The organism is Klugiella xanthotipulae, assembly GCF_006716695.1.
In the GTDB taxonomy this organism is placed as follows: domain Bacteria; phylum Actinomycetota; class Actinomycetes; order Actinomycetales; family Microbacteriaceae; genus Klugiella; species Klugiella xanthotipulae.
Genome location: NZ_VFPN01000003.1, coordinates 272,637 through 297,058 on the forward strand (window position 1 = coordinate 272,637; position 24,422 = coordinate 297,058).

At 60.6% G+C, this 24,422-nt stretch carries 22 protein-coding genes; 19 read left to right on the forward strand and 3 right to left on the reverse strand.

The genetic code is table 11. The features are described from left to right. Positions 1–2 precede the first annotated feature (2 nt). Positions 3–2,381 carry a ComEC/Rec2 family competence protein gene (locus FB466_RS10675; RefSeq protein ID WP_141918395.1) on the forward strand — a complete coding sequence of 793 codons (2,379 nt, stop codon included), beginning with the start codon at positions 3–5 and terminating at the stop codon, positions 2,379–2,381. An 18-nt stretch (positions 2,382–2,399) separates the two neighbouring features. Beyond that, the gene (holA, locus tag FB466_RS10680) at positions 2,400–3,437 is read left to right on the forward strand and encodes a DNA polymerase III subunit delta (RefSeq protein ID WP_141918396.1); all 1,038 of its coding nucleotides are present in this window, start codon (positions 2,400–2,402) and stop codon (positions 3,435–3,437) included. Between the two features lie 80 nt (positions 3,438–3,517). Here holA and rpsT read toward each other — a convergent pair whose 3' ends face one another. After that, on the reverse strand, positions 3,518–3,778 hold the full coding sequence (gene rpsT / locus FB466_RS10685; RefSeq protein ID WP_141918397.1) for a 30S ribosomal protein S20: 261 nt from the start codon (positions 3,776–3,778) through the stop codon (positions 3,518–3,520). A gap of 348 nt (positions 3,779–4,126) precedes the next feature. On the opposite strand from rpsT, the gene FB466_RS10690 reads away from it, so the two are divergent. The 7 genes from FB466_RS10690 (at position 4,127) to FB466_RS10720 (ending at position 11,377) form a co-directional block, all read left to right on the forward strand. Next, entirely contained in the window at positions 4,127–4,480 is a 354-nt protein-coding gene (locus FB466_RS10690; RefSeq protein WP_342777456.1) for a YchJ family metal-binding protein, read from the forward strand. A 27-nt stretch (positions 4,481–4,507) separates the two neighbouring features. Next, complete coding sequence (gene lepA / locus FB466_RS10695; RefSeq protein WP_141918398.1) at positions 4,508–6,358, forward strand: translation elongation factor 4; 1,851 nt, start codon at positions 4,508–4,510, stop codon at positions 6,356–6,358. Beyond that, positions 6,355–7,038 carry a DUF1990 domain-containing protein gene (locus FB466_RS10700; RefSeq protein ID WP_141918399.1) on the forward strand — a complete coding sequence of 228 codons (684 nt, stop codon included), beginning with the start codon at positions 6,355–6,357 and terminating at the stop codon, positions 7,036–7,038. The genes lepA and FB466_RS10700 overlap by 4 nt, the downstream gene beginning before the upstream one ends. A gap of 4 nt (positions 7,039–7,042) precedes the next feature. Next, positions 7,043–8,278, forward strand: coding sequence for a radical SAM family heme chaperone HemW (hemW, locus tag FB466_RS10705; RefSeq protein ID WP_141918400.1), 1,236 nt, complete (start codon positions 7,043–7,045; stop codon positions 8,276–8,278). Positions 8,279–8,386: 108 nt separating this feature from the next. Next, positions 8,387–9,430: a heat-inducible transcriptional repressor HrcA gene (gene hrcA / locus FB466_RS10710; protein ID WP_141918401.1), complete on the forward strand. Its 1,044-nt coding sequence runs from the start codon at positions 8,387–8,389 to the stop codon at positions 9,428–9,430. Positions 9,431–9,509: 79 nt separating this feature from the next. Then, positions 9,510–10,613, forward strand: a complete 1,104-nt coding sequence (gene dnaJ / locus FB466_RS10715) for a molecular chaperone DnaJ (RefSeq protein WP_141918402.1) — start codon at positions 9,510–9,512, stop codon at positions 10,611–10,613. Positions 10,614–10,624: 11 nt separating this feature from the next. Then, complete coding sequence (locus tag FB466_RS10720; protein ID WP_141918403.1) at positions 10,625–11,377, forward strand: 16S rRNA (uracil(1498)-N(3))-methyltransferase; 753 nt, start codon at positions 10,625–10,627, stop codon at positions 11,375–11,377. A 13-nt stretch (positions 11,378–11,390) separates the two neighbouring features. Here the strand turns inward: FB466_RS10720 and FB466_RS10725 are convergent, their stop codons facing one another. Next, entirely contained in the window at positions 11,391–12,896 is a 1,506-nt protein-coding gene (locus FB466_RS10725; RefSeq protein ID WP_141918404.1) for a UDP-N-acetylmuramoyl-L-alanyl-D-glutamate--2,6-diaminopimelate ligase, read from the reverse strand. Positions 12,897–13,050: 154 nt separating this feature from the next. On the opposite strand from FB466_RS10725, the gene FB466_RS10730 reads away from it, so the two are divergent. The 6 genes from FB466_RS10730 to leuA all read left to right on the forward strand — a co-directional run bounded on the left by FB466_RS10730 (position 13,051) and on the right by leuA (position 19,320). Next, complete coding sequence (locus tag FB466_RS10730; protein ID WP_141918405.1) at positions 13,051–13,404, forward strand: HIT domain-containing protein; 354 nt, start codon at positions 13,051–13,053, stop codon at positions 13,402–13,404. A 16-nt stretch (positions 13,405–13,420) separates the two neighbouring features. Then, positions 13,421–14,434 carry a PhoH family protein gene (locus tag FB466_RS10735; protein WP_246054632.1) on the forward strand — a complete coding sequence of 338 codons (1,014 nt, stop codon included), beginning with the start codon at positions 13,421–13,423 and terminating at the stop codon, positions 14,432–14,434. Continuing rightward, entirely contained in the window at positions 14,431–14,892 is a 462-nt protein-coding gene (gene ybeY / locus FB466_RS10740; protein ID WP_141918407.1) for an rRNA maturation RNase YbeY, read from the forward strand. The genes FB466_RS10735 and ybeY overlap by 4 nt, the downstream gene beginning before the upstream one ends. Further along, entirely contained in the window at positions 14,889–16,217 is a 1,329-nt protein-coding gene (locus FB466_RS10745; RefSeq protein ID WP_141918408.1) for a hemolysin family protein, read from the forward strand. Before ybeY ends, FB466_RS10745 begins: the two co-directional genes overlap by 4 nt. After that, entirely contained in the window at positions 16,204–17,202 is a 999-nt protein-coding gene (gene era / locus FB466_RS10750) for a GTPase Era (RefSeq protein WP_141918409.1), read from the forward strand. The genes FB466_RS10745 and era overlap by 14 nt, the downstream gene beginning before the upstream one ends. A 351-nt stretch (positions 17,203–17,553) precedes the next feature. Continuing rightward, positions 17,554–19,320 carry a 2-isopropylmalate synthase gene (gene leuA / locus FB466_RS10755; RefSeq protein ID WP_141918410.1) on the forward strand — a complete coding sequence of 589 codons (1,767 nt, stop codon included), beginning with the start codon at positions 17,554–17,556 and terminating at the stop codon, positions 19,318–19,320. Positions 19,321–19,394: 74 nt separating this feature from the next. Here leuA and FB466_RS10760 read toward each other — a convergent pair whose 3' ends face one another. Continuing rightward, entirely contained in the window at positions 19,395–20,255 is an 861-nt protein-coding gene (locus FB466_RS10760; RefSeq protein WP_141918411.1) for a trimeric intracellular cation channel family protein, read from the reverse strand. Between the two features lie 36 nt (positions 20,256–20,291). On the opposite strand from FB466_RS10760, the gene recO reads away from it, so the two are divergent. Genes recO through FB466_RS10780 form a run of 4 tightly spaced genes read left to right on the forward strand, consistent with a single transcriptional unit; the run spans position 20,292 to position 24,386 of the window. Then, on the forward strand, positions 20,292–21,029 hold the full coding sequence (gene recO, locus FB466_RS10765) for a DNA repair protein RecO (RefSeq protein WP_141918412.1): 738 nt from the start codon (positions 20,292–20,294) through the stop codon (positions 21,027–21,029). Positions 21,030–21,048: 19 nt separating this feature from the next. Next, positions 21,049–21,861 (forward strand): isoprenyl transferase, encoded by an 813-nt coding sequence (locus FB466_RS10770; RefSeq protein WP_246054633.1) that lies wholly within the window; start codon positions 21,049–21,051, stop codon positions 21,859–21,861. 52 nt (positions 21,862–21,913) lie between these two features. Then, the gene (gene dusB, locus FB466_RS10775) at positions 21,914–23,098 is read left to right on the forward strand and encodes a tRNA dihydrouridine synthase DusB (protein ID WP_281285174.1); all 1,185 of its coding nucleotides are present in this window, start codon (positions 21,914–21,916) and stop codon (positions 23,096–23,098) included. Further along, the gene (locus FB466_RS10780; RefSeq protein ID WP_425460908.1) at positions 23,088–24,386 is read left to right on the forward strand and encodes a deoxyguanosinetriphosphate triphosphohydrolase; all 1,299 of its coding nucleotides are present in this window, start codon (positions 23,088–23,090) and stop codon (positions 24,384–24,386) included. Before dusB ends, FB466_RS10780 begins: the two co-directional genes overlap by 11 nt. Positions 24,387–24,422: the final 36 nt, after the last annotated feature.

Genomic DNA, 24,422 nt, shown 5'->3' on the forward strand with positions numbered 1-24,422 from the left:
AGATGGGCAACGGACGGATGCCGGACCTTCGGCTCGTTATTCCGGCGGTTGTGGTGTGGTGCGCAGCAATCGTGCTTGTGGGGGTACCTGAGTATGCTTCGGCATCTGGCATCGGCGCATTTGCACTGTGTGCGGTCTGGGCTGGGACGCTCTTGGTCGGGCGGGGCGGCGGAACGCTCACTCTTCTTCTCGTGTCCTGTGCGCTTCTCGGGCTTGTCGGGTGTCGTGTCGCAACTGGCGAGGAATCTCGGACACCCGCTGAACTTGAGCGGTTGCTTTCTGACCGCACTGAGCTCTGTGCTGAGTTCCTCATCATGGGTACCCCAGAGAGTGCTGCGTCGGGGTTCGGCGATGGCCTATTTGTCTCGGCTACGATGCGTTCAGTAGGACCGTGCGCGGGGGAGGGCCCGCATGTGAGTCTGAGCGCACCGGTACAACTGCTCGCCGAGAGGAACGCGCTGCGGGACGCCGAACAACGAACCGTCACAATCGGTTGGGTAGTTTCGGGCAGCGTTCGGTTGAGCCCGACCACGTCTGGGGACCAGCAGGCTTATCGGGCCCGGCTTGATTCATCATCCACGCAGGTCAGCCCACCGGGCGTCCTGCTTCAGCACCTTAATGGGCTCCGGGCATCCTTTCTGGAACTCTCCAGAGATATGCCGGGGCGGGGCGGACAGCTTCTTCCTGGGTTGGCGATTGGTGACACCACGCTGGTTTCGGAGGAACTTGAGAGCGATATGGTCGAGAGCTCATTGACTCACCTCACCGCCGTATCCGGGGCAAACTGTGCCGTCATTACCGGCCTGATTATGGGCGTGGGCCGCTGGTGCGGCCTGCGGCGCCGCACCCGGCTGATTGCCGCAACCGCGGCGCTACTCGCCTTTGTCTTGTTGGTGACACCAGAGCCGAGTGTTCTGCGGGCGGCAGTGATGTCGCTTGTGGTGATGCTGTCGCTCGGTACCGGACGACCGGGTGCCGGCCTATCGTCGCTGGCTGTCGCGGTAATCGGTCTGGTGTTGTGGGATCCGTGGTTGGCGCGTCACTATGGGTTTGTTCTCTCCGTGCTCGCGACGGCGGGACTCCTTGCCCTGAGCGGTCCTCTCACAGAGCGTCTACGGGTATGGTTTCCTGCCTGGATTGCCGCCGCACTTGCTGTTCCCCTCGCCGCACAGCTGACCTGCCAACCGGTTCTGATCCTTCTGCAGCCTGTTCTTCCCGTTTATGGTGTTTTGGCTAATCTCGCTGCGGCCCCGGCGGCCCCCATCGCAACGATTGTGGGTCTTATCGCGTGCGTCTGTGCCCCCGGGGTTCCTGGCCTGGCCCGGGTGGCTATCGAGGTCGCCTGGTGGCCATCCTCCTGGATCGCTCAGATTGCCGAGGTAAGTTCTTCACTCCCCGGAGCCCAAGTCTCCTGGGTTTCGGGTGTCCTGGGTGCTCTTCTCTTGGGGATGGGTACGGCTATGGGGGTGATTGTGCTGAGACTCTCAGCTCGACGTGGTTATCGGCCAATTCTGCGTCCGGTCCTCTTGCTGGCTATCGCGCTTGTTGCGGGTGCAGGGTTGGGTGGGGCCAATGGGCGGGGGTGGTACGCCCAGCTTACGCACCCCGCCGAGTGGTCCTACGTCATGTGCGATGTGGGTCAGGGCGATGCCGTCCTGATCAATGCGGGGACGGCCACAGTTTTGGTTGATGTTGGTCCCTACCCGACTCTGATTCGTGATTGCCTTGACCTGATGGGTGTTGAGGTGGTTGATCTTCTCGTTCTGAGCCACTACGACCAGGATCATGTGGGCGGGCTCGAGGGAGTGCTTGGACAGGTTCGGGAGGCCGTTGTGGCACCAACCGTTGGGGAGAGTCGTGAGGGCGTTGTGCTCGACAGCCTCGACCATGCGGGCATACCGGTACAGACAGGACTCAGCGGCGATGTCGGCGTGGTTGGTGACTCTGCATGGCGGGTGTGGGCCCCGGACTCGACAGATGATGCTGACAACAGCAATGACCTCAGTGTGGTCCTTGAGGTGAACGGACCCCGGGGCTCCGCGATCTTTCTGGGTGACCTGGGCGAGAGCGCCCAGAGGCGACTTCTCGCCACCATGCGGGATACCGGGAGCGTGCCCCATCCGGACGTTGTCAAGGTCTCGCACCACGGTTCGCGCGACCAGTGCCCCGAGTTCTACCGTGAACTGGGGGCACCCGTCGCACTGGTTTCGGTGGGGCAAGATAACGGCTACGGGCATCCAACGGATGATGCCCTCTCGCTCCTCTCCGCTGCAGGAAGCTCTGTTGCCCGCACGGATGAGCTCGGCACGGTGGCCCTGTCACGCGAGCCGGAGGGCCCTGAATGGGTTGTGTGGAACTCCGGGACATCGGCTGAGAAGTAGAGCAACTAGGCTAGGGGAGTGGCAGTAGCAAAGGCTAATAATCGAGGCAGGGCTAAAGCGGCTGCGGTGATCCCCCAGCTTTCCTGGAGCGAGGTGCGGCCAGCCGCTCTCGTTCTCGTCTCGGGGACCCAAGCATTTCTGGCAGATCGCGCCATCCGACTGTTCCGTGATATCCTGCGCGCCGAGGATCCCAGCATCGAGATCAGCGATATCAGCGCCGATTCCTACACCTCCGGCGAACTTATGACCCTCGCGAGCCCCTCTCTTTTTGGGGAACCACGCCTGATTCGAGTGTCGAGTGTTGAGAAGTGTAGTGACGCGTTTCTCGCCGATGCCCAGGCTTACCTGAGCCAAGTCGCCGATGATACCTACGTGGTGCTCCGGCACGGCGGTGGACAGCGAGGTAAAGCGCTTCTCGACGCAGTTCGCCGGGGGGAGGGCAACGGCATCGAGATTATCTGCGCTGAAATCACCAAAGACACAGAGCGTTATGCATTTGCGCAGGCGGAGTTTACACACGCGAGTGTTCGGGTAACTCCCGGCGCGCTCCGCTCACTCGTGACTGCCTTTGCCGATGATATCGGTGAGTTGGCCTCAGCCTGTGGGCAGCTCATTGCGGATGCCTCGGCGGAGGTCACCGAGGAAACGGTTGACCGCTACTACGGTGGCCGCGTCGAAACTAATGCTTTTCGGGTTGCTGACTCTGCAATTGCGGGGCGGGCGGGTGAGGCTCTCGTCCTGTTGCGGCACGCACTCGGTACAGGAGCAGAACCCATCCCCCTCTTGGCCGCGTTTGCGAGCAAACTGCGTACGATGGGGCGTATCTATGGCGTGCGTGGTGGAGCGGGCCAGCTCGCCAGCGCCCACGGTATGGCACCCTGGCAGGTTGATCGAGCCCGCCGCGATATGGATGGATGGACCGAGCACGGTCTTGCGGTGTGTATCCAGGCCGTTGCGGATACGGATGCCCAGCTCAAGGGTGCCGGACGCGACCCGGTTTACGCTCTTGAGAAGATGGTTCTCCTGGTCGCGCGTAAGGGGCGAGCAGCGGCGTAACGCCAGAAGAATCACAAAAAAGCCCCGCCGAAGCGGGGCATTTTTGTCAGTGCTAGCCACAAACTTTATGACTGCTGATGTTACAGGGCAGCAACTTTCTTGGCCAGGGCCGACTTACGGTTAGCGGCCTGATTCTGGTGGATAACGCCCTTGCTCGTTGCCTTGTCGAGCTTCTTCGCTGCGAGGGCGAGAGCGCTGGTGGCTTTGTCCTTATCGCCAGTGGCGATAGCCTCGCGAGTGGCCCGGACGACTGTCTTGAGCTCACTCTTGACCGCCTTGTTGCGGTCCTGGGCCTTCTTGTTGGTGCCAATGCGCTTGATCTGCGACTTAATATTTGCCACGTTAGGTATGTCTTTCGTTTGATGTCTAATAATGGATCCGCCGAGTGTGAGAGGCACTCACCGGTTTCGTGCGGATACACCCACACGCAAGCCAACAACCGACACTACCAGTTTCTTCTTCGAGATTCCAGCGCAAACACGCCGATAGTGACCGCACCGAAGGGTGTCTGGGGGCGTCCGGTCGATAATGGGGGGATGACACGCGAAGCCTTACCACAGACACCTTCTTCTGCCGGAGCGGCGTTGAGAGATTCCGCGCGCTGCCCGTGCCTGAGCGGCGAAAAATACGGCTTCTGTTGTGGTCCGCTGCACAACGGTTCCGAAACCCCGGTAACGGCCGTCAGGCTCATGCGTTCCCGCTTCAGCGCCTACGCGGTGGGCAATGCTCGATATCTCCTGAGTACATGGCACCCGGAGACGCGACCGGCTGAGCTGGAACTGGATGCCAACATGAGCTGGTATCGCCTCGATATCGTGGCTGTCGAGCGGGGCGGTATGCTCGATACGCGGGGCATGGTCGAATTTCGCGCATACTTTCGTGGTATTCCGGGTTCTAGCGGGCGGGGCGAACAGCACAGAGGTGAGCGCATTTGTCCGGGAGCGGGGGCACTGGCTGTACCTGAACGCCGCAACTTAGCCGAATCTCGACGTCCACTCTGGCGGGTGAGCCCGACGCGTGGGCATATGAGCTTTAGCGCTTAATCTCCCGATGTGGGACAATTATCGGCGATGTCTCCACGATCTGATAACCCACCGATTCCCGCCGCAACCGATCCGGCGGTTATTCGTAACTTCTGCATCATTGCGCATATCGACCACGGCAAGTCCACGCTAGCTGATCGGATGTTGCAGACAACCGGTGTGGTGAGTGACCGCGATATGCGCGCCCAATATCTTGATCGGATGGATATTGAGCGTGAGCGCGGTATCACGATTAAGAGTCAGGCCGTGCGGATGCCCTGGAGCGTGGCTGGCACCGATTACTGCCTGAACATGATTGACACTCCAGGCCACGTGGATTTCACCTACGAGGTGTCCCGGTCGCTTGCGGCGTGTGAGGGCGCACTGCTTCTGGTGGATGCGGCGCAGGGTATCGAGGCTCAGACACTCGCCAACCTTTACCTGGCCATGGAGAATGACCTAGCCATCATCCCGGTGCTCAATAAGATTGATCTACCGGCCGCCGACCCCGATAAGTATGCACAGGAACTCGCCAACCTCATCGGCGGCTCGCCCGAGGATGTGCTCCGGGTGTCCGGCAAGACTGGAGTTGGTGTTGAGGCGCTTCTCAACCGCGTGACCGAGTTGGTTCCCCCGCCCGTCGGGGATCCCAACGCTCCGGCTCGCGCCATGATCTTTGATTCGGTGTATGACGCCTATCGAGGCGTTGTGACCTACGTGCGGATGATCGACGGTAGTCTCTCGCCCCGCGAGAAGATTCAGATGATGTCAACTCGCGCCGTGCATGAGCTACTGGAGATTGGTGTCAGCTCACCCGAGCCCCGCCCGTCACAGGGCCTTTCGGTGGGTGAGGTCGGCTATCTTATTACGGGCGTCAAGGACGTTCGCCAGTCCAAGGTGGGCGACACCGTCACGACGAGCAACAAGCCCGCCACCGAGGCGCTACCCGGCTACACTGATCCGAAGCCCATGGTGTTTTCGGGTCTGTACCCGATTGATGGCAGCGACTATCCGATCCTGCGCGAGGCGCTTGACAAGCTTAAACTGTCGGATGCTGCACTTAACTACGAGCCGGAAACCTCGGTTGCCCTGGGCTTCGGGTTCCGCGTGGGCTTCCTCGGCCTGCTGCATCTGGAGATCATCACCGAGCGTCTGCGACGCGAGTTTGATCTCGACCTGATTGCCACCGCGCCGTCCGTGATCTATGAGGTTATGACCGACGATAAAAAGGTCGCGATCGTGACAAACCCGAGCGAGTTTCCCGGCGGAAAGATCGCGAGTGTACGTGAGCCCGTTGTCAAGGCGGCCGTCCTGGCCCCGAAGGACTACGTGGGTACGATCATGGAGCTCTGTCAGAGCCGCCGCGGCAATCTGCTGGGCATGGAATACCTGGGTGAGGATCGTGTGGAGTTGCGCTATAGCATCCCTCTCGGTGAGATCGTTTTTGACTTTTTTGACCACCTGAAAAGCCGCACTCAGGGCTATGCGAGTCTCGACTACGAGCCCATGGGGGACCAGGAAGCCGACCTGGTCAAGGTGGACATTCTGCTCCAGGGCGAGCAAGTGGACGCGTTCAGCGCCATTGTTCACCGTGATAAGGCATACGCCTACGGTGTGCTGATGACCGAGCGCCTGAAGAATCTCATTCCCCGCCAGCAGTTTGAGGTGCCGATTCAGGCTGCTATTGGTGCCCGAATCATCGCTCGCGAGAGTATCCGGGCTATCCGTAAGGACGTGTTGGCGAAATGTTATGGCGGGGATATCTCCCGTAAGCGTAAGCTGCTCGAAAAGCAGAAAGAGGGCAAGAAGCGGATGAAAATGGTGGGGCGCGTGGAGGTTCCCCAGGAAGCCTTCATTGCCGCCCTCTCGGGGGACACTGAATCGAAAGAGAAAAAATGATGACTCGCCGATCGACACACGACGAGCTGCCCATCAGCTACGGTGCGATCGGTGCGACTCGTGAGGCTACGCTGATGAAGTACCCTCCGGTCGGATCCACGCCCAGCGAGGACGCTGTCAAACTGGGCAGCGGTCACGAGCGATTCCGTATTGCAAGTTCTCACCTCATGACGTGGGGTGCCCAGCGAGGTGCCGGGTTTGAGGTGCGTGATGTGCGGGCAGGAACCGGGAACCACTATCGGGGGGTCCGGTTTGACGAGGATGGTCACCCTCTTGTAGTGCCCAAGCGTGACGAGCAGTTGTTCTCTGCGGAGGGCATCCCCTACATCACCCCGGGCATTGAGGCGACTCTTGCGCCGCACAAGTCTCTTGGCGGTGACCCTCGCGAGGTCCGCGTGATTTATGTAGTGGAAGAGCCGCTACGCATCGGATTCGCCTACGGTACCGTTGACGAGAATGGCCCGGTGGGCGAGGAACTGTACCTCGTGGAACAGCGCGAGGATGACACCGTCTGGGCTGTATTCCGTGGGTTCCACGAGGTGGTCCAGCCGCTGTGGAAAGCGCCCTTGCGCACGGCTGCCATCCGTGCTGCCCAGGAGCGTGCGCGCCAGCAGTTACGGGCGCTGCGCCCCACTCAGGCGATTGGGGCCACTGCTATTCCACGTAGCGACGAGCAATAACAGGATGCCCTCTGTTCTTCCCGATGGTATCCCCGCGCCCTCGGATGGGGTTCTTCCGGTTAGCGCCCGAGTGGGTGCTCACACGCGCAACTTTGGGGTGTACGTCCACATTCCGTTTTGTCGGGTGCGCTGCGGTTATTGCGATTTTAATACTTATACCGCCGAGGAACTGCGGGGGGCCGCACGGAGCGATTTTGTGTCGCTGGCCGAGGGTGAGCTCAGCTTCGCCCAGCGGGCGTTGGCTGCCTCGGGTATTCCGGAGCGTTCCGTGAACACTGTCTTCTTCGGAGGTGGAACGCCGACTCTCCTGCCTGCCGAGGACCTGGTGCGTATCCTCGATACAATTCGTGACCAGTGGGGGATGATACCCGGGGCAGAGATTACCACGGAGGCGAACCCCGACTCTGTTGATCGAGATTACCTGCAGCAGTTGTACGACGGAGGTTTTACGCGTGTGAGTTTTGGGATGCAATCGGCGGTGCCTCATGTACTCGCGACGCTCGACCGCACCCACAACCCGGAGCGGGTACCTCTCGTGGTGCAGTGGGCTCGCGAGGTGGGTTTGGGTGTAAGTCTCGACCTCATCTACGGTACCCCGGGGGAGTCATTGGGCGATTGGCATACTTCGGTGCTGGCTGCCCTTGCCTGCCAACCGGACCACATCTCGGCCTACGCGCTCATTGTCGAGGAGGGTACCAAGCTGGCGGGCCAGATTCGTCGGGGGGTGTATCCCGAGCCCGACGATGACCTGCACGCCGACATGTATGAGCTGGTCGATAGGCTTCTGGGCGACGCTGGGTTCGAGTGGTACGAGATCAGTAATTGGGCACAGACCCTGACTGATCGGTCGCGACACAATCTGTCCTACTGGACTGGCGAGGATTGGTGGGGGGTCGGTCCTGGGGCGCACAGCCATGTGGGCGGAGTACGTTGGTGGAACGTTAAACACCCCTCGCCCTATGCCGATCGGATCAACGCTGGGATATCGCCCGCGGCCGCCCGAGAGATTCTTGATGAGGAAACCCGGCGGGTTGAGAGCGTGCTGTTGCGTTTGCGATTAGCGGAGGGTCTGCCCACCACACAGCTCACGAGTGAGGGGCGTCTCGCGGTTGCCGGGCTCATTGCCGATGGCCTGCTTGATCCCGGCAGCGCGCTGCGGGGTGAGGTCGTTCCGACGCTCCGTGGCAGGCTACTCGCGGATACTGTGGTGCACCGACTGCTGGCCGAGACTGCGGACTAACACCGGTCGGGGATGAATGTACGCGGTATCCGGCTCAATTAGGGGTAGAATTGGCACTCGGACTTAACGAGTGCCAATTGGTGCGGTCGCTGATTCACGGGAGGTGTCATGGTTTCAGAGCGAGGGCTTGAAGTTCTGCGTGCCATCGTGACCGACTACGTTGAGTCGCGTGAGCCTGTGGGCTCCAAATCAATTGTTGATCGGCACTCCTTTGGGGTGTCGGCCGCGACGATCCGTAACGATATGGCCCAGCTTGAAGATGAAGAGTTGATCGTGGCCCCGCACACCTCTTCCGGGAGAATTCCCACCGACAAGGGGTACCGCGTATTTGTGGATCGGCTTGCTGATCGCCGCCCACTTTCCTCCGCGCAGCGCCACGCTATTGAGCACTTTCTCGCCGAGTCCGCAGATTTAGATGACGTGTTGGCACGCACCGTCCGCCTCCTATCCCAGCTCACTAACCAGGTCGCCGTGGTGCAGTATCCTTCGCTTGCCAAGAACGTGGTGCGACATTTGGAACTCGTGGCCCTCTCCCCAGGCCGGGTGCTTTCGGTCCTTATTGCGGGTAACGGCGTGGTGGAACAGCGCACGATCGACCTCTCCTCGCTGGCCGCCGATCCCGTTGATGAGGCCTGGCTGCACGCTCTGCGTGATCGTGTTCTTACCACGATTGTAGGCAGTGATCTCGCGACCGCCAGTGCGACTGTTCGCGCGATGCGTGACGATACGGTACAATCCCAGGTTGATGTGCGAGAGCTGGCACTGCTCGATATCGTTGCCGGACAGATCTCTGCCAACCGTAGCGACCGCATCGTCATGGCAGGTACCGCAAATCTGGTGCGCACTGAAAACGATTTCAATCGTAATCTTCCGCCCCTGCTAGATGCCATCGAGGAACAGGTTGTTTTGCTCAAGCTTTTTGGCGAATTGGAGCTCGATGGCTCAGGGATGGGGATCAGTATCGGCCGGGAAAACCGGGCGTTTGGCCTGGAGGAGACTTCGGTACTTTCGACGGGCTATGAGTCCTCTGCCAACTCCGTCTCACGGCTGGCTGTGCTCGGGCCAACCCGCATGGACTACGCGGGTAATATCGCGGCAGTGCGCGCCGTCGCACGATATCTGAGCCGCATGTTTGGCGAGGATATCCATTAACTTTCTATCACCCCCGGCTCGCCCGGGTGTGCATAATTCGGACAGACTGTGATTAACCAGAGAAAAGGAGTAGCCCTCGGTGGCTGACCACTACGATGTTTTGGGTGTTTCGCGTGAGGCGACCCCTGATGAGATCAAGAAGGCATACCGTAAGCTCGCCCGAGAGCTGCATCCCGATGTAAACCCCGATCCGGCGGCCGCCGAGAAGTTCAAGGACGTGACCCACGCCTACGATGTGCTGAGCGATCCGCAGCAGCGCCAGCAGTATGATCTTGGTGGAGGGCCGGGCGGTGCGGGCGGTAACTTCACCGGGTTCGGCGACATTTTTGAGACGTTCTTTGGCGGCGGTTTCAGTGGTAATTCCGGCCCGCGTGAGCGGGCCGAACGCGGTCAGGACGCCCTCATTCGTGTTGACGTTGAGCTTGACGACATCGTTTTTGGCACCTCCCGCGAGGTCACAATTGATACTGCTGTGACGTGTGCGACCTGTTACGGCTCCTGCTGCCAACCGGGCACCTCACCCGCTACATGTGACGTGTGCCATGGGCGGGGAGTTATCCAGCGGCAGGTGCGCTCGCTCTTCGGCAATGTTGTCACGAATCACCCCTGCGGCTCGTGCCAGGGGTATGGCACCACGATTCCCCACCCCTGTCCCGATTGCGCCGGCAATGGACGCACGCGTGCGCAGCGCACCATTACGGTTGAGGTTCCCTCGGGTATCGACTCGGGGGCGCGTATGCAGCTGCGCGGCGGCGGTGAGGCCGGCCCTGCCGGGGGGCCCAATGGCGACCTGTTTATTGAGTTCCGTATTGCCCACCACGACATCTTTAGCCGCGATGGCGAGGACCTGCTCTGCACTCTTGAGGTAGCGATGACGGACGCCATTCTTGGCACCACAACGAGCATCCGTAGCCTAGATGGCGAGGTCCCCATCGACATCAAGGCGGGTAGCCAGAGCGCCGAGGTCATTACGGTCAAAGGCCGGGGGATCACCAAGATGCGAGGCAATACGCGCGGTGATCTCAAGATTGCCCTCCAAATTCTTACCCCCCAGCGCCTTAACCATAAGGAGAGGGAGCTGGTACGTCAGCTCGCTGAATCATCCCAACCGCCAGCCCCCGAGTTGGGGCACTTCCAACAGGGCATGTTCAGTAAATTGCGTGACCGTTTCTTCCGCGGATAGCGGGCGCATTCGTGAGCAACCTCTATTTTGATGAGTCGCTTGCGGGCGATGATCTGGCCCCCGGCGCGCTCGTGGTGCTGAGCGGTGACGAGGCTCGGCATGCCGTCACGGTGAGTCGGCTGCGTGTGGGGGAGAGCATCCTGGTGGGAAACGGGGCAGGTGTCCGGGCCGAGTGCTCGGTGCGAACGGCCACCCCCAGGAGCCTAGAGCTGGTGGTCACCGCCGTTGAGACACGCCCCGTCGTGACGCCCGGTGTCGTGCTGGTACAGGCACTGGCTAAGGGCGATCGCGACGAGCGGGCGGTTGAGGCTGTGACCGAGATGGGTATTGACGCGGTAATCCCGTGGCAGGCCGAACGATCAGTGTCCCGCTGGACGAGTGACAAACTTCTGAAGGGGACTGCCCGCTGGTCAAAGGTCGCCCGGGAGGCGGCTAAGCAGTCGTTGCGTTTCCGCCTGCCAGTTGTGCGCCCACTCGTAGACATTACTGGACTAGTCGCTCTCGCGGCGAACAATCGGGTTCTTGTTCTTGACCCGGAGGCTGACCAGCGACTATCTCGGCTTGGTATTGAGTGGCTTACCCCGCTGGTGGGTGGTGAGATCGTGATTGTGGTCGGACCTGAGGGCGGCCTGTCGCCACGGGAACTGGAGATGTTAGCCTCAGCAGGTGCGGTGCGGGTGGCTCTCGGCGAGACCGTCCTGCGCACCTCGACGGCCGGTCCGGCCGCGCTGGCACTCGTGAACGCGGCGCTCAACCGCTGGTAGGTGATACTAGGTATTAGCCTGCCTCAGTGTGCGAAGCAGCGAGGCGCTTCTGGAGAAGCTGCTCGGCGCAAGCAGTATCGCTGAAGCCCACTCGTTTTTCGCCCACAACCTGATAGCTTTCGTGCCCCTTGCCCGCGATTAACACGATGTCTGCGGGGCCAGCATGTGCGATGGCGTAGGCGATTGCCTTGGCGCGGTTGCGCTCCTCCACGACGGCTTCAGGGCGTTGGAATCCTGGTCGGATGTCGTCGAGAATGCGATCACCATCTTCGTGGTGCACATCGTCGTCGGTCACGATCACAAGATCTGAGGAGTCCTCCGCGATTCGGGCCATCTCGGGCCGTTTGCCGCGGTCTCGATCCCCGGTGCACCCGAAGACCGTGAGAATCCGACCGGAGGCGTGCTCGGCGAGTGCGCTGAGCGACTGACGGAGAGCATCCGGGGTATGTGCGTAGTCAACGATAACAAGGGGGAGCGAGGGGTCGGGCTGGATACGATTCATTCGGCCAAATACCGGCTGAAGAGTGCCTAGGGTCGTGACGATTGTATCGGCTGACACCCCCTGCGCGTGCAGAACACCGGCACAGCTGAGGAGGTTATCCACGTTAAAGCGGCCAAGGAGACTGCTGTGCAGGGGGAACGACCTGTGACCAATTGTCAGGGTGCAGGTGATGCCCTGGGCCGTGAGCTGCACCCCGTCGGCCCGAATCATTGCATCCGCGTGTCCCCGTGAGCTGAGGCCGATACGGACGAGGTGCGCGGCCTCGGCGCGGTAAAACTCGTCGCCGTAGGGGTCATCCAGATTAATCACCGCGTTACGCACTCCGCTGAGGCGGAAAATTTTGGCTTTTTCCGCCGCATAGGCGGACATGGTGTGGTGGTAATCGAGGTGGTCTCGTGTGAGATTGGTGAACACTGCAGTGTCGAACTTGACCCCGGCAGCGCGGTTCTGCTCAAGAGCATGGGAGCTCACCTCGATGGCAACGTGGGTGACGCCCTCATCTCGGAACTCGGCCAGTAGCTCGTGAATTTGGGTTACGGGCGGCGTGGTGAGGCCCGTGTTGATACTGATGTCTCCGTAGAGACCTGCCCCGAGTGTGCCGATGCTGGCTGACGGGATACCGAGCCGGTGCCAGGCCTGGCTGATGAGCTGCACGGCCGAGGTTTTGCCGTTGGTGCCGGTGACCCCTACGAGTGTGAGTGAGGCTGAGGGGCACGCATAGAAGTCATCGGCGATCTGACCCAGCTGATCGTGAAGGTTGTGGACTCCGTGGGTGTGATCGGAAAATTCGTGTCCCACCGCTACCGAGGCGTCGTAGAGTACAGCGCTCGCCCCGCGGGCTATGGCATCGCCGATAAAGGTGCTGCCATCAGCCCCGGTGCTGCCGAGAGCCACGAAAATATCTCCGTGTATCACTGCGCGGCTGTTTTGAACGAGGCGGTGTCCGCTGATGCTGCGGCCCGCTAGGCGGGGGTCATATCTACCAAGATCAAGGGCTCGGACGGGGGTGATGCTCATGCGAAAAACCTCATGCGTCTACCCTATGGGTGTCCGGACGCCAGAGCGCTCAGACCCGGCCGGGTCGGCAGATGTGCTGTGCTTATCCCCTGGAGGGTATCGTTTTCCAGCGGAGACGCACCGAATCCGGGGTACTCTCGATAGACTTCTACCTATGTCTGCAGAACCCACCGTGTTTAGTAAAATTGTGTCCGGCGAGATTCCCGTTGAACTTCTCGCCGAGACCGAGCGTGTGATTGCGTTTGCGGATCAGGCCCCCCGGGCACCCGTGCACATCCTCGTGATCCCCAAGACGAGTGAGTACCGTGATGTAACCCAGCTGGCCGCCGGTGACCCCGAGCTGCTCGCTGAGCTGGTGGCGGTGGCCAAGCGGATGGCCGAGGAACATGCCAACGGCGAGTTCCGTCTTATTTTTAACAACGGCCCGTCAGCTGGCCAAACCATTTTTCACGTGCACGCGCACGTTTTGGCTGGTGGCCTGGAGGAGCATACTCTCGGTGCCGAGTAGTCAAGAGCCCTCAAGTGTGTCCAGTTCTCCGCACCGTGCTCGGGATGTGATCCATCTTGATGGTGTCGATCTTGTCTCGTTCCTGGGGCCTGGTGACGACCTCATTCGGGATGTCGAGGCCCACTATCCCACCGTATCCCTCCATATCCGTGGCCACATTCTCACGATGGACGGCCCCGCATCGAGTGTGTCCGCTGCAGCTACCGTACTCCGTGAGTTGTTGGCCGTGGCCCAAAAAGGAGTCCGTGTGAACACCGGCGATGTCAAAGAGAGTAGCAAGTTAGTGAACTCCGGCTCGACAAACCGGCCCTCTGAGGTGTTGGGTGAGGTCATCCTGAGCGCCAGGGGCAAGACGATTCGACCCAAAACCGTGGGGCAGAGCGAGTATGTGGCCTCGATTGACGACAACACAATCGTTTTTGGTATTGGTCCTGCGGGAACGGGTAAGACCTATCTTGCTATGGCGAAGGCCGTACAGGCGCTTCAGCGGCAGGAGGTGAGTCGCATTATCTTGACCCGTCCCGCGGTGGAGGCCGGTGAGAACCTAGGATACTTGCCCGGTACCCTGGAAGACAAGATTGACCCCTACCTTCGGCCGCTTTTCGACGCGTTGAGCGAGATGATGGATCCGGATGTGGTACCCAAGCTGATCGACAACGGCACGATTGAGGTTGCCCCGCTTGCATATATGCGTGGGCGCACTCTCAACGAGTCGTTTGTGGTGCTTGACGAGGCGCAGAACACCACTCCTGAGCAGATGAAAATGTTCCTCACCCGCCTAGGCTTTGGCTCGCGTATGGTGATCACGGGCGATATTACGCAGGTTGATCTCCCCATCGCGGCGAGCGGATTGCGGCTCGTAACTCGCGTGCTTAATGGGGTGGAAGACATCCATTTTGCCCGATTGACGAGTGAGGATGTGGTGCGGCACACGCTCGTGGGTCGTATTATCGACGCCTACACCGAATACGACGCCGAGCGGCAAGCCGTGGCACACACCAAACAGCAGAAAAAGGCGGGGAACGCGTGAGCATCGAGGTTAATAATGAGTCTGAGTACCCGGTCGATGAGGCCGCGCTGCAACGCCTCGCGGTGTTTGCTCTCGATGCCATGAAGGTGCATCCGGATGCCGAGTTGGCCGTTGTCTTGGTTGACGAGGTCGCTATGGAACAGTTGCATGTTCAGTGGATGGACGAACCTGGCCCGACTGATGTGCTGAGTTTCCCGATGGACGAGTTGCGTCCCGGCACGGTTGATGCCGTCACGCCAGCTGGCCTCCTGGGTGATGTGGTGATCTGCCCCCAGGTGGCCGAGACCCAGGCAGCGGCAGCCGGGCACTCGGTTCAGGATGAGATTCTGATGTTGCTCACCCACGGCATCCTGCACCTGCTGGGCTTTGACCACGCTGAGCCCGCGGAGGAGAAAGAAATGTTTGGCTTACAGCGCGATATTCTTCTGAGTTTCGCGGCGGGCGAGCACCGTCGATGACCCTCGGGATTGTTGTTGCTTTCCTGACCCTCGCCTTCGCGCTGATCGCCCTGGGCGGTCTACTTGCGGCTTCTGAGGCCGCTATTAATTCGCTTTCCCGTGCTGAGTTGGAAGACTTTGCGGCACACCACCGCCGTTCGGCTTCGGCACTGCGTGCGATTGCTCATGACCCCGGCGCGCATATGAACGCGACGAACTTTTTCCGCGTTATCGCAGAAACGACCTCAGCCGTTCTCGTGACGCTGACGCTCGCGTTCACCATTGATGAGCTGTGGCTGGCCCTGATCGTGTCGGCCCTGGTAATGACGGCAGTGTCGTTTGTGCTCGTGGGCTCAAGTCCCCGCAGCGTGGGTCGGCACCACCCGGAGGGTATTTTGGCTTTTGCGGCACCGCTCATCCGTGGTGTTCGGGTCGTCCTGGGCCCGGCCGCACATGGTCTGGTCAGCCTCGGAGACAGGGTAACTCCCGGCCGTCCGCGCTCAGCGGGCATTAGCAACGAACAGCAGCTCCTCAGCATGGTTGACCAAGCTGCGGAACAGGATCTGCTGGAGGACGATGACCGCGAACTTATCCACTCGATTTTTGAGTTCAACGAGACCCTGGTTCGTGAGGTGATGCTGCCCCGTACCGATATGGTGACGGTTGATTCCTCCGCAACTCTGGCTAGCGCCATGGAGATCCTGATGCAGTCACGCCACTCTCGTCTGCCTGTGGTCCGGGAGGATGCGGACAATATCGAGGGCATCCTCTATCTGCGGGATGTGAGTAAAGCCCTGTTTCGGCACCCGGATACGCTAGAGGTGACCCCCGTTACTCAGCTCATGAAGCCGGCAGTATTTGTGCCGGAGTCTCAGAAGGTTGACTCACTACTCAAACAGATGCAGCTGGAATCAAACCATCTCGCAATGGTCGTTGACGAGTACGGCGGTATCGCCGGTTTGGTAACGCTCGAGGATCTCCTTGAAGAACTCGTGGGGGAGATCCTTGATGAGCATGATCGCAGTCGGGAACCCATCGAAGATCTGGGCGGTGGCCTATACCGGGTGAATGCGCGCGTCCCCATTGACGACCTGGGTGAGCTCTTCGGTATTGATTTGGATGACGATGAGGTGGATTCTGTGGGAGGTCTTTTTGCCAAAGTTCACGGACGCCTCCCCACCGTCGGCGACGAGGTACGGGCTGGTGGCCTGATCCTCGTCGCGGAGCGCACCGAGGGGCGCGGGAAAATGCTCTCAACAATCACCGCGCGGGCAGATGACCATCTCACCGCCATACACGACGCAGGCGATCAGCCAGAGAACAGGACAGCCCATGACACCGATTGATGACACCTTCTCCGAGCCGGTGGGGGGTACCCCTGTGGGGCAGGAACCCGCCACCGGCACCTCGAAAAAACGTAAGCCGCGCGGTGGAACTCCCGCACCCGCGTATCGCGCCGGTTTTGTCTCTTTTATTGGTCGGCCTAACGTAGGAAAATCTACCCTGACCAACGCGCTCGTGGGGGAGAAAATTGCGATCACGAGCGACAAGCCTCAGACGACACGTCGCGCGATTCGTGGCATCGTACACCGCGGTGACGGTCAGATTATCGTCGTGGATACTCCCGGTATCCACCGTCCCCGTACTCTGCTCGGGGAGCGACTCAATGCGCTCGTGAAATCGACTCTGGGCGATGTTGATGTGATCGGTTTCTGTGTTCCGGCCAATGAGAAGATCGGCCCGGGTGACCGTTTTATCAATGAGCAGCTTGACCTGTTTCCGCGTGCGAAGAAGGTGGCGATCTTGACCAAGATGGATGTGGCCACACGTACTGAGGCGATTGATCAGTTGGCCGAATTGGGGATGCTGCGTGACTGGGATACCGTAATCCCTCTGTCCGCCCTCACCGGTGAGCAGGTTGATGTGCTCTCTAGCGAGCTCGTTAAGCTGATGCCCGTCTCGGCCCAGCTCTACCCGGACGAGGCTGTCACCGATGAGATGGATGACGACCGCATCGCCGAATACATTCGTGAGGCAGCCTTGGACGGTGTTCGTGACGAGTTGCCCCACTCGATCGCGGTGTCGGTCGAGGATACTATTGTGCGCGAGGATAAACCGCTCGTCGAAATCTATGCCAACATCTATGTGGAACGTGATAGCCAGAAGGGCATCATCATTGGTCATCGTGGCGAGCGGCTCCGAGAGGTGGGTCGGGTAGCTCGGGCACAGATCGAGCCGCTCGTGGGCTCGAAAGTGTTTCTTTCGCTCCAGGTTAAGGTAGCAAAGGATTGGCAGCGGGACCCGAAAATGTTGGGCAGACTCGGCTTCTAGGCGGGAGCGCTGCGTCGCGTTCGGCCTTTTCTTGACATCCCCGTAACGATGTGGCGGCGAGGGCAGAGTGTATCCTTACAGACGGGTCGCCTGCTCGCGGGTGGGCCGCACGTGCGAGCGGGGGTCGGCGTGTGCAGTATGGTCCTCCTCGACGTCACAAAACGTGTGTGTTGGCCAAGGTCGCGAGAAATGAAGTTTTCGAATTGCCCAGTTGGTGCTAACGTGGGTGCGTGGGTTACAGCATGCTCCTTCTTAGCTGCCGCGACGAGTCCTAGCTTTTTGGGCCTCCCTCGTCGCGGAGTTTGTCGTTGGCTCAGCCGTTTTAAGTAGCTGAAGAAGGACTCTAAGATCATGGAAAACACACAACAATCTTCCGGGATGCCGATCCACAAGTATCGGCCGTTCCACGAGCAGATCGTCGTGGAACTGCCCGACCGCACCTGGCCCTCTAAGCGCATTACCGAGGCACCCCGCTGGTGTGCGGTGGATCTGCGCGATGGTAATCAGGCCCTCATCGACCCGATGACCCCCGACCGCAAGCGCATCATGTTCGACCTGCTGGTCCAGATGGGTTACAAAGAGATCGAGGTGGGGTTTCCCAGCGCGAGCCAGACCGACTTTGATTTTGTCCGGAGTCTCATCGAAGAGAACGCCATTCCGGACGATGTCACCATTCAGGTACTCACCCAGGCTCGCGAACACCTAATTAAGCGCACCTATGAGTCGATCATCGGGGCCAAACGGGCCATTGTACACCTGTACAACTCTACGAGCGTGCTGCAACGAGATGTGGTGTTCCGTACTGATGTTGTGGGAGTCACTCAGATCGCCGTCGAGGGCGCGCGACTGTGCGTGGCTGCTGAGACCATCGCAGCTGGCACCGATATCTACTATGAATATTCGCCCGAGAGCTACACCGGCACCGAGTTGGAGGTTGCGGTTGAGGTGTGCAATGCCGTGCTGGAGGTCTTCCAGCCCACGCCTGAGCGCAAGGTTATCCTCAATCTGCCCTCAACCGTAGAGATGACAACACCCAATGTGTACGCCGACTCGATCGAGTGGATGGGCCGCCACCTCAACCACCGGGAGAACGTGATCATCTCACTCCACCCGCATAACGACCGTGGTACGGGCATCGCTGCCGCCGAGCTGGGCTACATGGCCGGCGCTGACCGTATCGAGGGCTGCTTGTTTGGCAATGGGGAGCGCACGGGAAACGTGGACCTAGTGGCCTTGGGCCTCAACCTGTTCACACAGGGCATTGACCCGCAGATTGACTTTAGTAACCTCGATGAGATTCGTAGCAAGGCCGAGTACTGTACCCAATTGCGTGTGGCCGAGCGTAGCCCCTGGGCCGGTGATTTGGTGTACACCGCGTTCAGCGGCTCGCACCAGGACGCCATCAAGAAGGGGTTCGAGCGGATGGCGGCTGATGCTGCTGCCGCCGGTGTGACGGTCGATGACATCCCCTGGGCTGTTCCGTATCTGCCGATCGACCCGAGGGACGTAGGTCGTACCTACGAGGCCGTGATTCGAGTGAACTCGCAGTCCGGTAAAGGCGGTGTGGCCTATCTGCTTAAGGCTGACCACTCGCTCGACCTGCCGCGCCGACTGCAGGTCGAGTTCAGCGCTGTTGTGCAGGGCAAAACGGATGCCGAGGGCGGCGAGTTCTCGAGCGACCAGATTTGGTCGGTGTTCCAGGACGAGTATCTGCCCGCACCCGTTGAAGCGTCACACGCCAAGTGGGGCCGTTACGAGATTACCCGTACATCGAGCAGTAGTGATCTGGGCGGGGGCACCGAACTGAGCGTTGATTTACGGGTTGACGAGGGGATAGCCTCCGTGTCAGCCTCCGGTAATGGCCCGGTCGATGCATTCATCTCGGTTATGCGCGAACACGGTCATGAGGTAACCCTGTACGACTACGTTGAGCACGCGATGAGCGAGGGCGGTGACGCTGTTGCGGCGGCCTATGTTGACCTCGAGGTGGATGGACAGCGCCTCTGGGGGGTGGGTATTGACCCCGATATCTCGACCGCGACGCTCAAAGCTATTGTCAGTTCAGTGAACCGCTCGATTCGGTTGAATGAGTCGGCTTTGATCGGTGCGGGAGCATAATATAACTAGATAAATCGGTGGGCAGACATACTGTGGGTGGCTGCCCACCGGTAGTTCAGACGAGACAAACCTGGCTAGGCGCGGTGTTCAGGTTCGTTGGGTCGGTGCTCAGCGCTACGCAGAGTTCGGAGGGTTGCGTTGTTCCCTGTCCGCGGGCGTGTGGTGGGTATGCTGCTCGTATGCGTGCGGATGACGGGGATTGTTCCGGTTAACGAGGATTCCCCCGGCCGACGTCGTCTCAGCGACAGGGGGCGTGAGCTGCCCCGAGGCGGGCGCGGTAGTCGGGGTGTTTCGCGGCGGCGGATGCGGCTGAGCGCGCGCTGCTCCGGCAAGCTCCAGCCGTAACGCACGGCCAGGAGACGGATCACGGTTGTCACGATCACACACACGGCTGCAGCGGCCTCGACGGGTTGTCCGAGCAGCAGACACAGAACGAGCGAACCAGCCCCGGCCATCGCTGCGACCGCATAGAGCGATCCCACATGCATGAGCGCGATGGGAAGGTTGAGGAACACATCCCGCAGGATTGACCCACCGACGGCCGAGACGCAGCCGATAAAAATTGAGGGCACGATGGGGAGCCCGAGAGACAACGACTTGGTGGTGCCAATTGCGGCGAAGAGGCCGATGGTGAGGGCATCCAGGGCGGTAATCACCGGGTCTACCTTGGTGAACACGCGCTGAAGGAACATGCCGATGAGGGCGGCTGCCGAGGCCACGATTAGGTAGGGGTTGCTTTGAAAGGCTACGGGGGTCACACCCAGGAGGATGTCTCGAAGCAGGCCACCGCCGAGCCCGGTGGCCACGCCGATGAGGGCCACGCCGAGCAGGTCAATCTTTTTAAACCCTGCGGCAAACATGGCACCCTGAAGGCTGCCGATGCCGACGGCAAGGAGATCGCCCCACCACGGGATCGTAAAACTACTGTTGAGCACACACTATTGTCCCCTAGGAGGGTTGATAATTGGTAGATGCCCCTCTACCGTGACGAAGCCGTTGTGCTGCGGACCCACAAACTGGGGGAATCAGACCGCATCGTTACAATGCTCAGTCGTGATCGCGGACAGATTCGGGCTGTGGCGAAGGGTGTGCGGCGTACCGCATCTAAATTTGGGGCCCGACTGGAGCCGTTTATGGTGGCGGATATCCAGTTTTTTGAGGGACGTACGCTCGACACCATTACGCAAGCTGAGACACTCGGCGCGTACGGCGGCAATATCGCGGCCGATTTTGATCGCTACGCTGTTGCCAACGTGATGGTTGAGACGGCCGAGCGGTTGACCACCGAGGATGAACCCGCGCGGCAACAGTATCTCTTGCTGGTGGGTGCGTTGCGGTCTCTCGCGCGGGGTGAGCATCCTCCGGGTCTCACCCGAGACTCGTACCTGTTGCGCGCGCTCTCTCTGGCCGGATGGGCCCCTAACTTTTCGGAGTGCGTGCGGTGTGGGGGCGAACTTCCCGCAGCGCACGGCGGTGGGACCGCTCTGGTTGTTCAGCTGGGCGGGACAGTGTGTGACGCATGTGCGCCCCCCGGCTCTCCGCGAATGTCGGCTGAGACTATCGCGCTGCTCGGCACGCTTCTTGCCGGTGAGTGGGGGAGAGCGAAAGCGCATGGCGAGGGGACCCGCGCGCAGGCCAGAGGCTTTGTGTCGGCATACACGCAGTGGCATATTGAGCGTGGCATCCGCTCGCTCCGGTACGGTCACTAAGTGCCACTACGCTAGAACCGTGAGTGAAAAAAAGCGACGTGTGAGCGCATCCCCGTCACCGCAGCCGCTGATTCCGGTGGACTGGACTGGGGTGCGGCCGGAGAGTATCCCGCCACGGGTGCCTCGCCACGTAGCCATCGTGATGGACGGTAACGGGCGCTGGGCCAATAAGCGCGGCCTTACTCGTATTGAGGGGCACCGGGCCGGTGAGGCCGCCCTGCTTGACGTGGTTGCCGGGGCGCTCCAGATGGGGGTAAAACATCTGAGTGTTTACGCGTTTTCGACGGAGAATTGGCGTCGTTCCCCGGATGAGGTACGTTTTCTGATGGGCTTCAACCGCGAGGTATTACGTCGCCGTCGTGACCAGCTCAATGCCTGGGGCGTACGGGTACGCTGGTCGGGGCGTCAACCGCGTCTGTGGGGCTCGGTGATTAGTGAGCTGCGGGAGGCCGAGGAGCTCACCCGCAACAACAGTACGCTCACGCTCACGATGTGTGTTAATTATGGGGGGCGCATGGAGATCTCGGATGCTGTGCGCAGGATCGCCGATGACGTTGCGGCGGGTCGGCTTAGACCCGCCGGGATCTCAGAGAAAACAATTGGCAAGTATCTTTATCTGCCCGAGATGCCGGATGTGGACCTCTTTGTGCGCAGTTCGGGCGAGCAGCGGACAAGTAACTTTCTGCTCTGGCAGTCGGCGTATGCCGAGATGGTCTTTTTGGACACCTTGTGGCCAGACTTTTCCCGTACGGACCTGTGGCGGGCCATTGACCAGTATGCGTATCGTGATCGGCGCTTTGGCGGGGCCGTGGACGCACCCACCGTAGATTAGCCGTTCTTCAGCGCGTGTAACGGTACCCAGATCTATCTGGGAGAATGATCCGGTGACTGTAGCGACCCCAACCCCGTCGAAGCTGAGTATCGGCACTATCCAGATGGATGTCCCGGTGATCCTGGCACCCATGGCGGGTATCACGAACACCGCTTTTCGCCGACTCTGCCGAGAATACGGTGCGGGTCTCTACGTGAGCGAAATGATTACGAGTCGGGCGCTTGTTGAGCGCACACCCGAGTCCCTGCGCCTGATACAGCACCACGAGAGCGAGACACCCCGCTCGATCCAGCTCTACGGGGTTGACCCGGCCACAGTTGCTGAGGCCGTCACCTTCCTGGTAGCCGAGGATCGTGCAGACCACATCGACCTCAACTTTGGTTGCCCCGTGCCCAAGGTCACCCGGAAGGGTGGCGGTGCCGCCCTTCCCTGGAAACGCGACCTGTTTCGCGACATCGTTGAGCGTGCGGCCGCGGCCGCTGGAAGTATCCCCCTCACCGTTAAGATGCGTATGGGTATCGATGCGGAACATCTCACGTATATTGAGGCGGCCAAGGCCGCCGAGGGTGCGGGTGCAGCGGCGGTTGCCCTACACGGGCGCACGGCCAACCAGTTTTATTCGGGCCACGCACAGTGGGATGCTATCGGCGCTCTCAAGGAGCAGGTCACGAGCATCCCTATTTTAGGCAATGGTGACATCTGGTCAGCTGAAGACGCCATCCGCATGATGGAACAAACAGGATGCGATGGTGTGGTCGTCGGTCGAGGATGTCTGGGCCGACCCTGGCTCTTCGGCGATCTGGCCGCCGCCTTCCGGGCCCGGCGGGGTGAGCTCACGGCCGCGGAGGCGCGCGCGGCCCAGACCCACCCCGCACTGGGTGGTGTTGCGACTGCGCTGCGCCGACACGCCGAACTGCTTGTGGAGTTCTTCGGCGGAGAGGAGCGGGCGTGCCGTGACATCCGTAAACACATTGCATGGTATTTCAAGGGGTATCCGGTGGGCGCAGAGACACGGCGCAGCCTCGCGCTTGTCGAATCGCTCGCCCAGATGGATGACATTCTGGCTACCCTTGACGCGGAGGCACCTTATCCGGGGGCGGATGCTGAGGGTCCACGGGGTCGCGCCGGGTCGGCCAAAAAGACTGCGCTGCCGGATGGCTGGTTGAACAGCCGTGTTCTATCGAGCGTCGAAGGAACAGAACTCAGCGGAGCGGAGTTGGATACCAGTGGCGGATAGTCTTCCCGTGCAGTATCCGGCCCGTGCAGTGGGAGATGAACGGTACACCGCACACGATGAGGAACGATGGTTACCCGAGGAGCATCAGAACTCGGAGCGGAGCGATTTTGCCCGTGACCGTGCCCGGCTGCTGCATTCCAGTGCCCTGCGCAGGCTCGCTGCCAAAACCCAGGTGTTGAGCCCCACCGCTGGTATTGATTTTGCCCGCAACCGCCTGACCCACTCGCTTGAGGTGGCCCAGGTAGGTCGCGAGTTGGCCGCATCGCTGGGACTCGCCCCGGACGTTGTCGATACCGCCTGTCTTGCGCACGACCTGGGTCACCCGCCATTTGGACACAACGGTGAGCGGGCCTTGAATGATTGGGCGGCCGCTGCCGGGGGGTTTGAGGGTAACGCGCAGACACTACGCATCCTGTCACGATTGGAGCCCAAGGTTTTTGGCCCTGATGGGCGCGGTTACGGCCTCAATCTCACCAGGGCGAGCCTTGATGCGAGTTGCAAGTATCCCTGGGCACTGAGCAATGCCGTGGGCGATCCCAGCGGGCGGCAGAAGTTTGGGGCCTATCAGGATGATCTTCCGGTGTTTGCCTGGTTGCGCTCGGGTGCGCCCGAGGGGCGGGTGTGTATCGAGGCTCAGGTCATGGATCTCTCAGACGATATCGCCTACTCGGTGCACGATTTTGAGGATGCGATTGTGGGGGAGTACATTGATCCCGCGATGCTGAGTTCGCGTGTGGGTCACGACTCGCTTATCCGGGCTGTTGCTGATTGGGCGGGCAACGAAATGAGTGAGGACGATCTGCGGGCCGCGTTTGACCGGCTGGCGGCGTCCCCCCTATGGCTTACCGGGTGGGCGGGTACGCGTCGTGATCACGCCACCCTGAAGAACTTTACGAGTCAGATGATTGGGCGGTTTGCCCGGGCCGCGACGGATGCCACGCGCCTGGCGTTTCCGCGGGAGAGCCTCGTGCGTTTCGGCGCAGATGTGGTGGTGCCTGCCGAGGTGCGGTCTGAGATCGCTGTCCTCAAGGGGGTCGTGGCGGCGTTCGTGATGGCGAGTGGCAAACGTCAACCTATATACGCCCGCCAGCGTGGACTCCTCACGGAGCTACTTGACACCCTCTACCTCAACGATGGCATCGACCTGGATGCCGCTTTTTCCGCTGATTGGCGGTACGCAGCGTCAGACGTCGAGCGGCGGCGCGTGGTGGTTGATCAGGTCGCTACCCTGACCGACCAATCCGCTATCGCCTGGCATAAGCGTCTGTGCGCCGTGCCGCTTGTGTAGACCCACAGCGGGAGCATCCTCTCGACTAAACTGTGC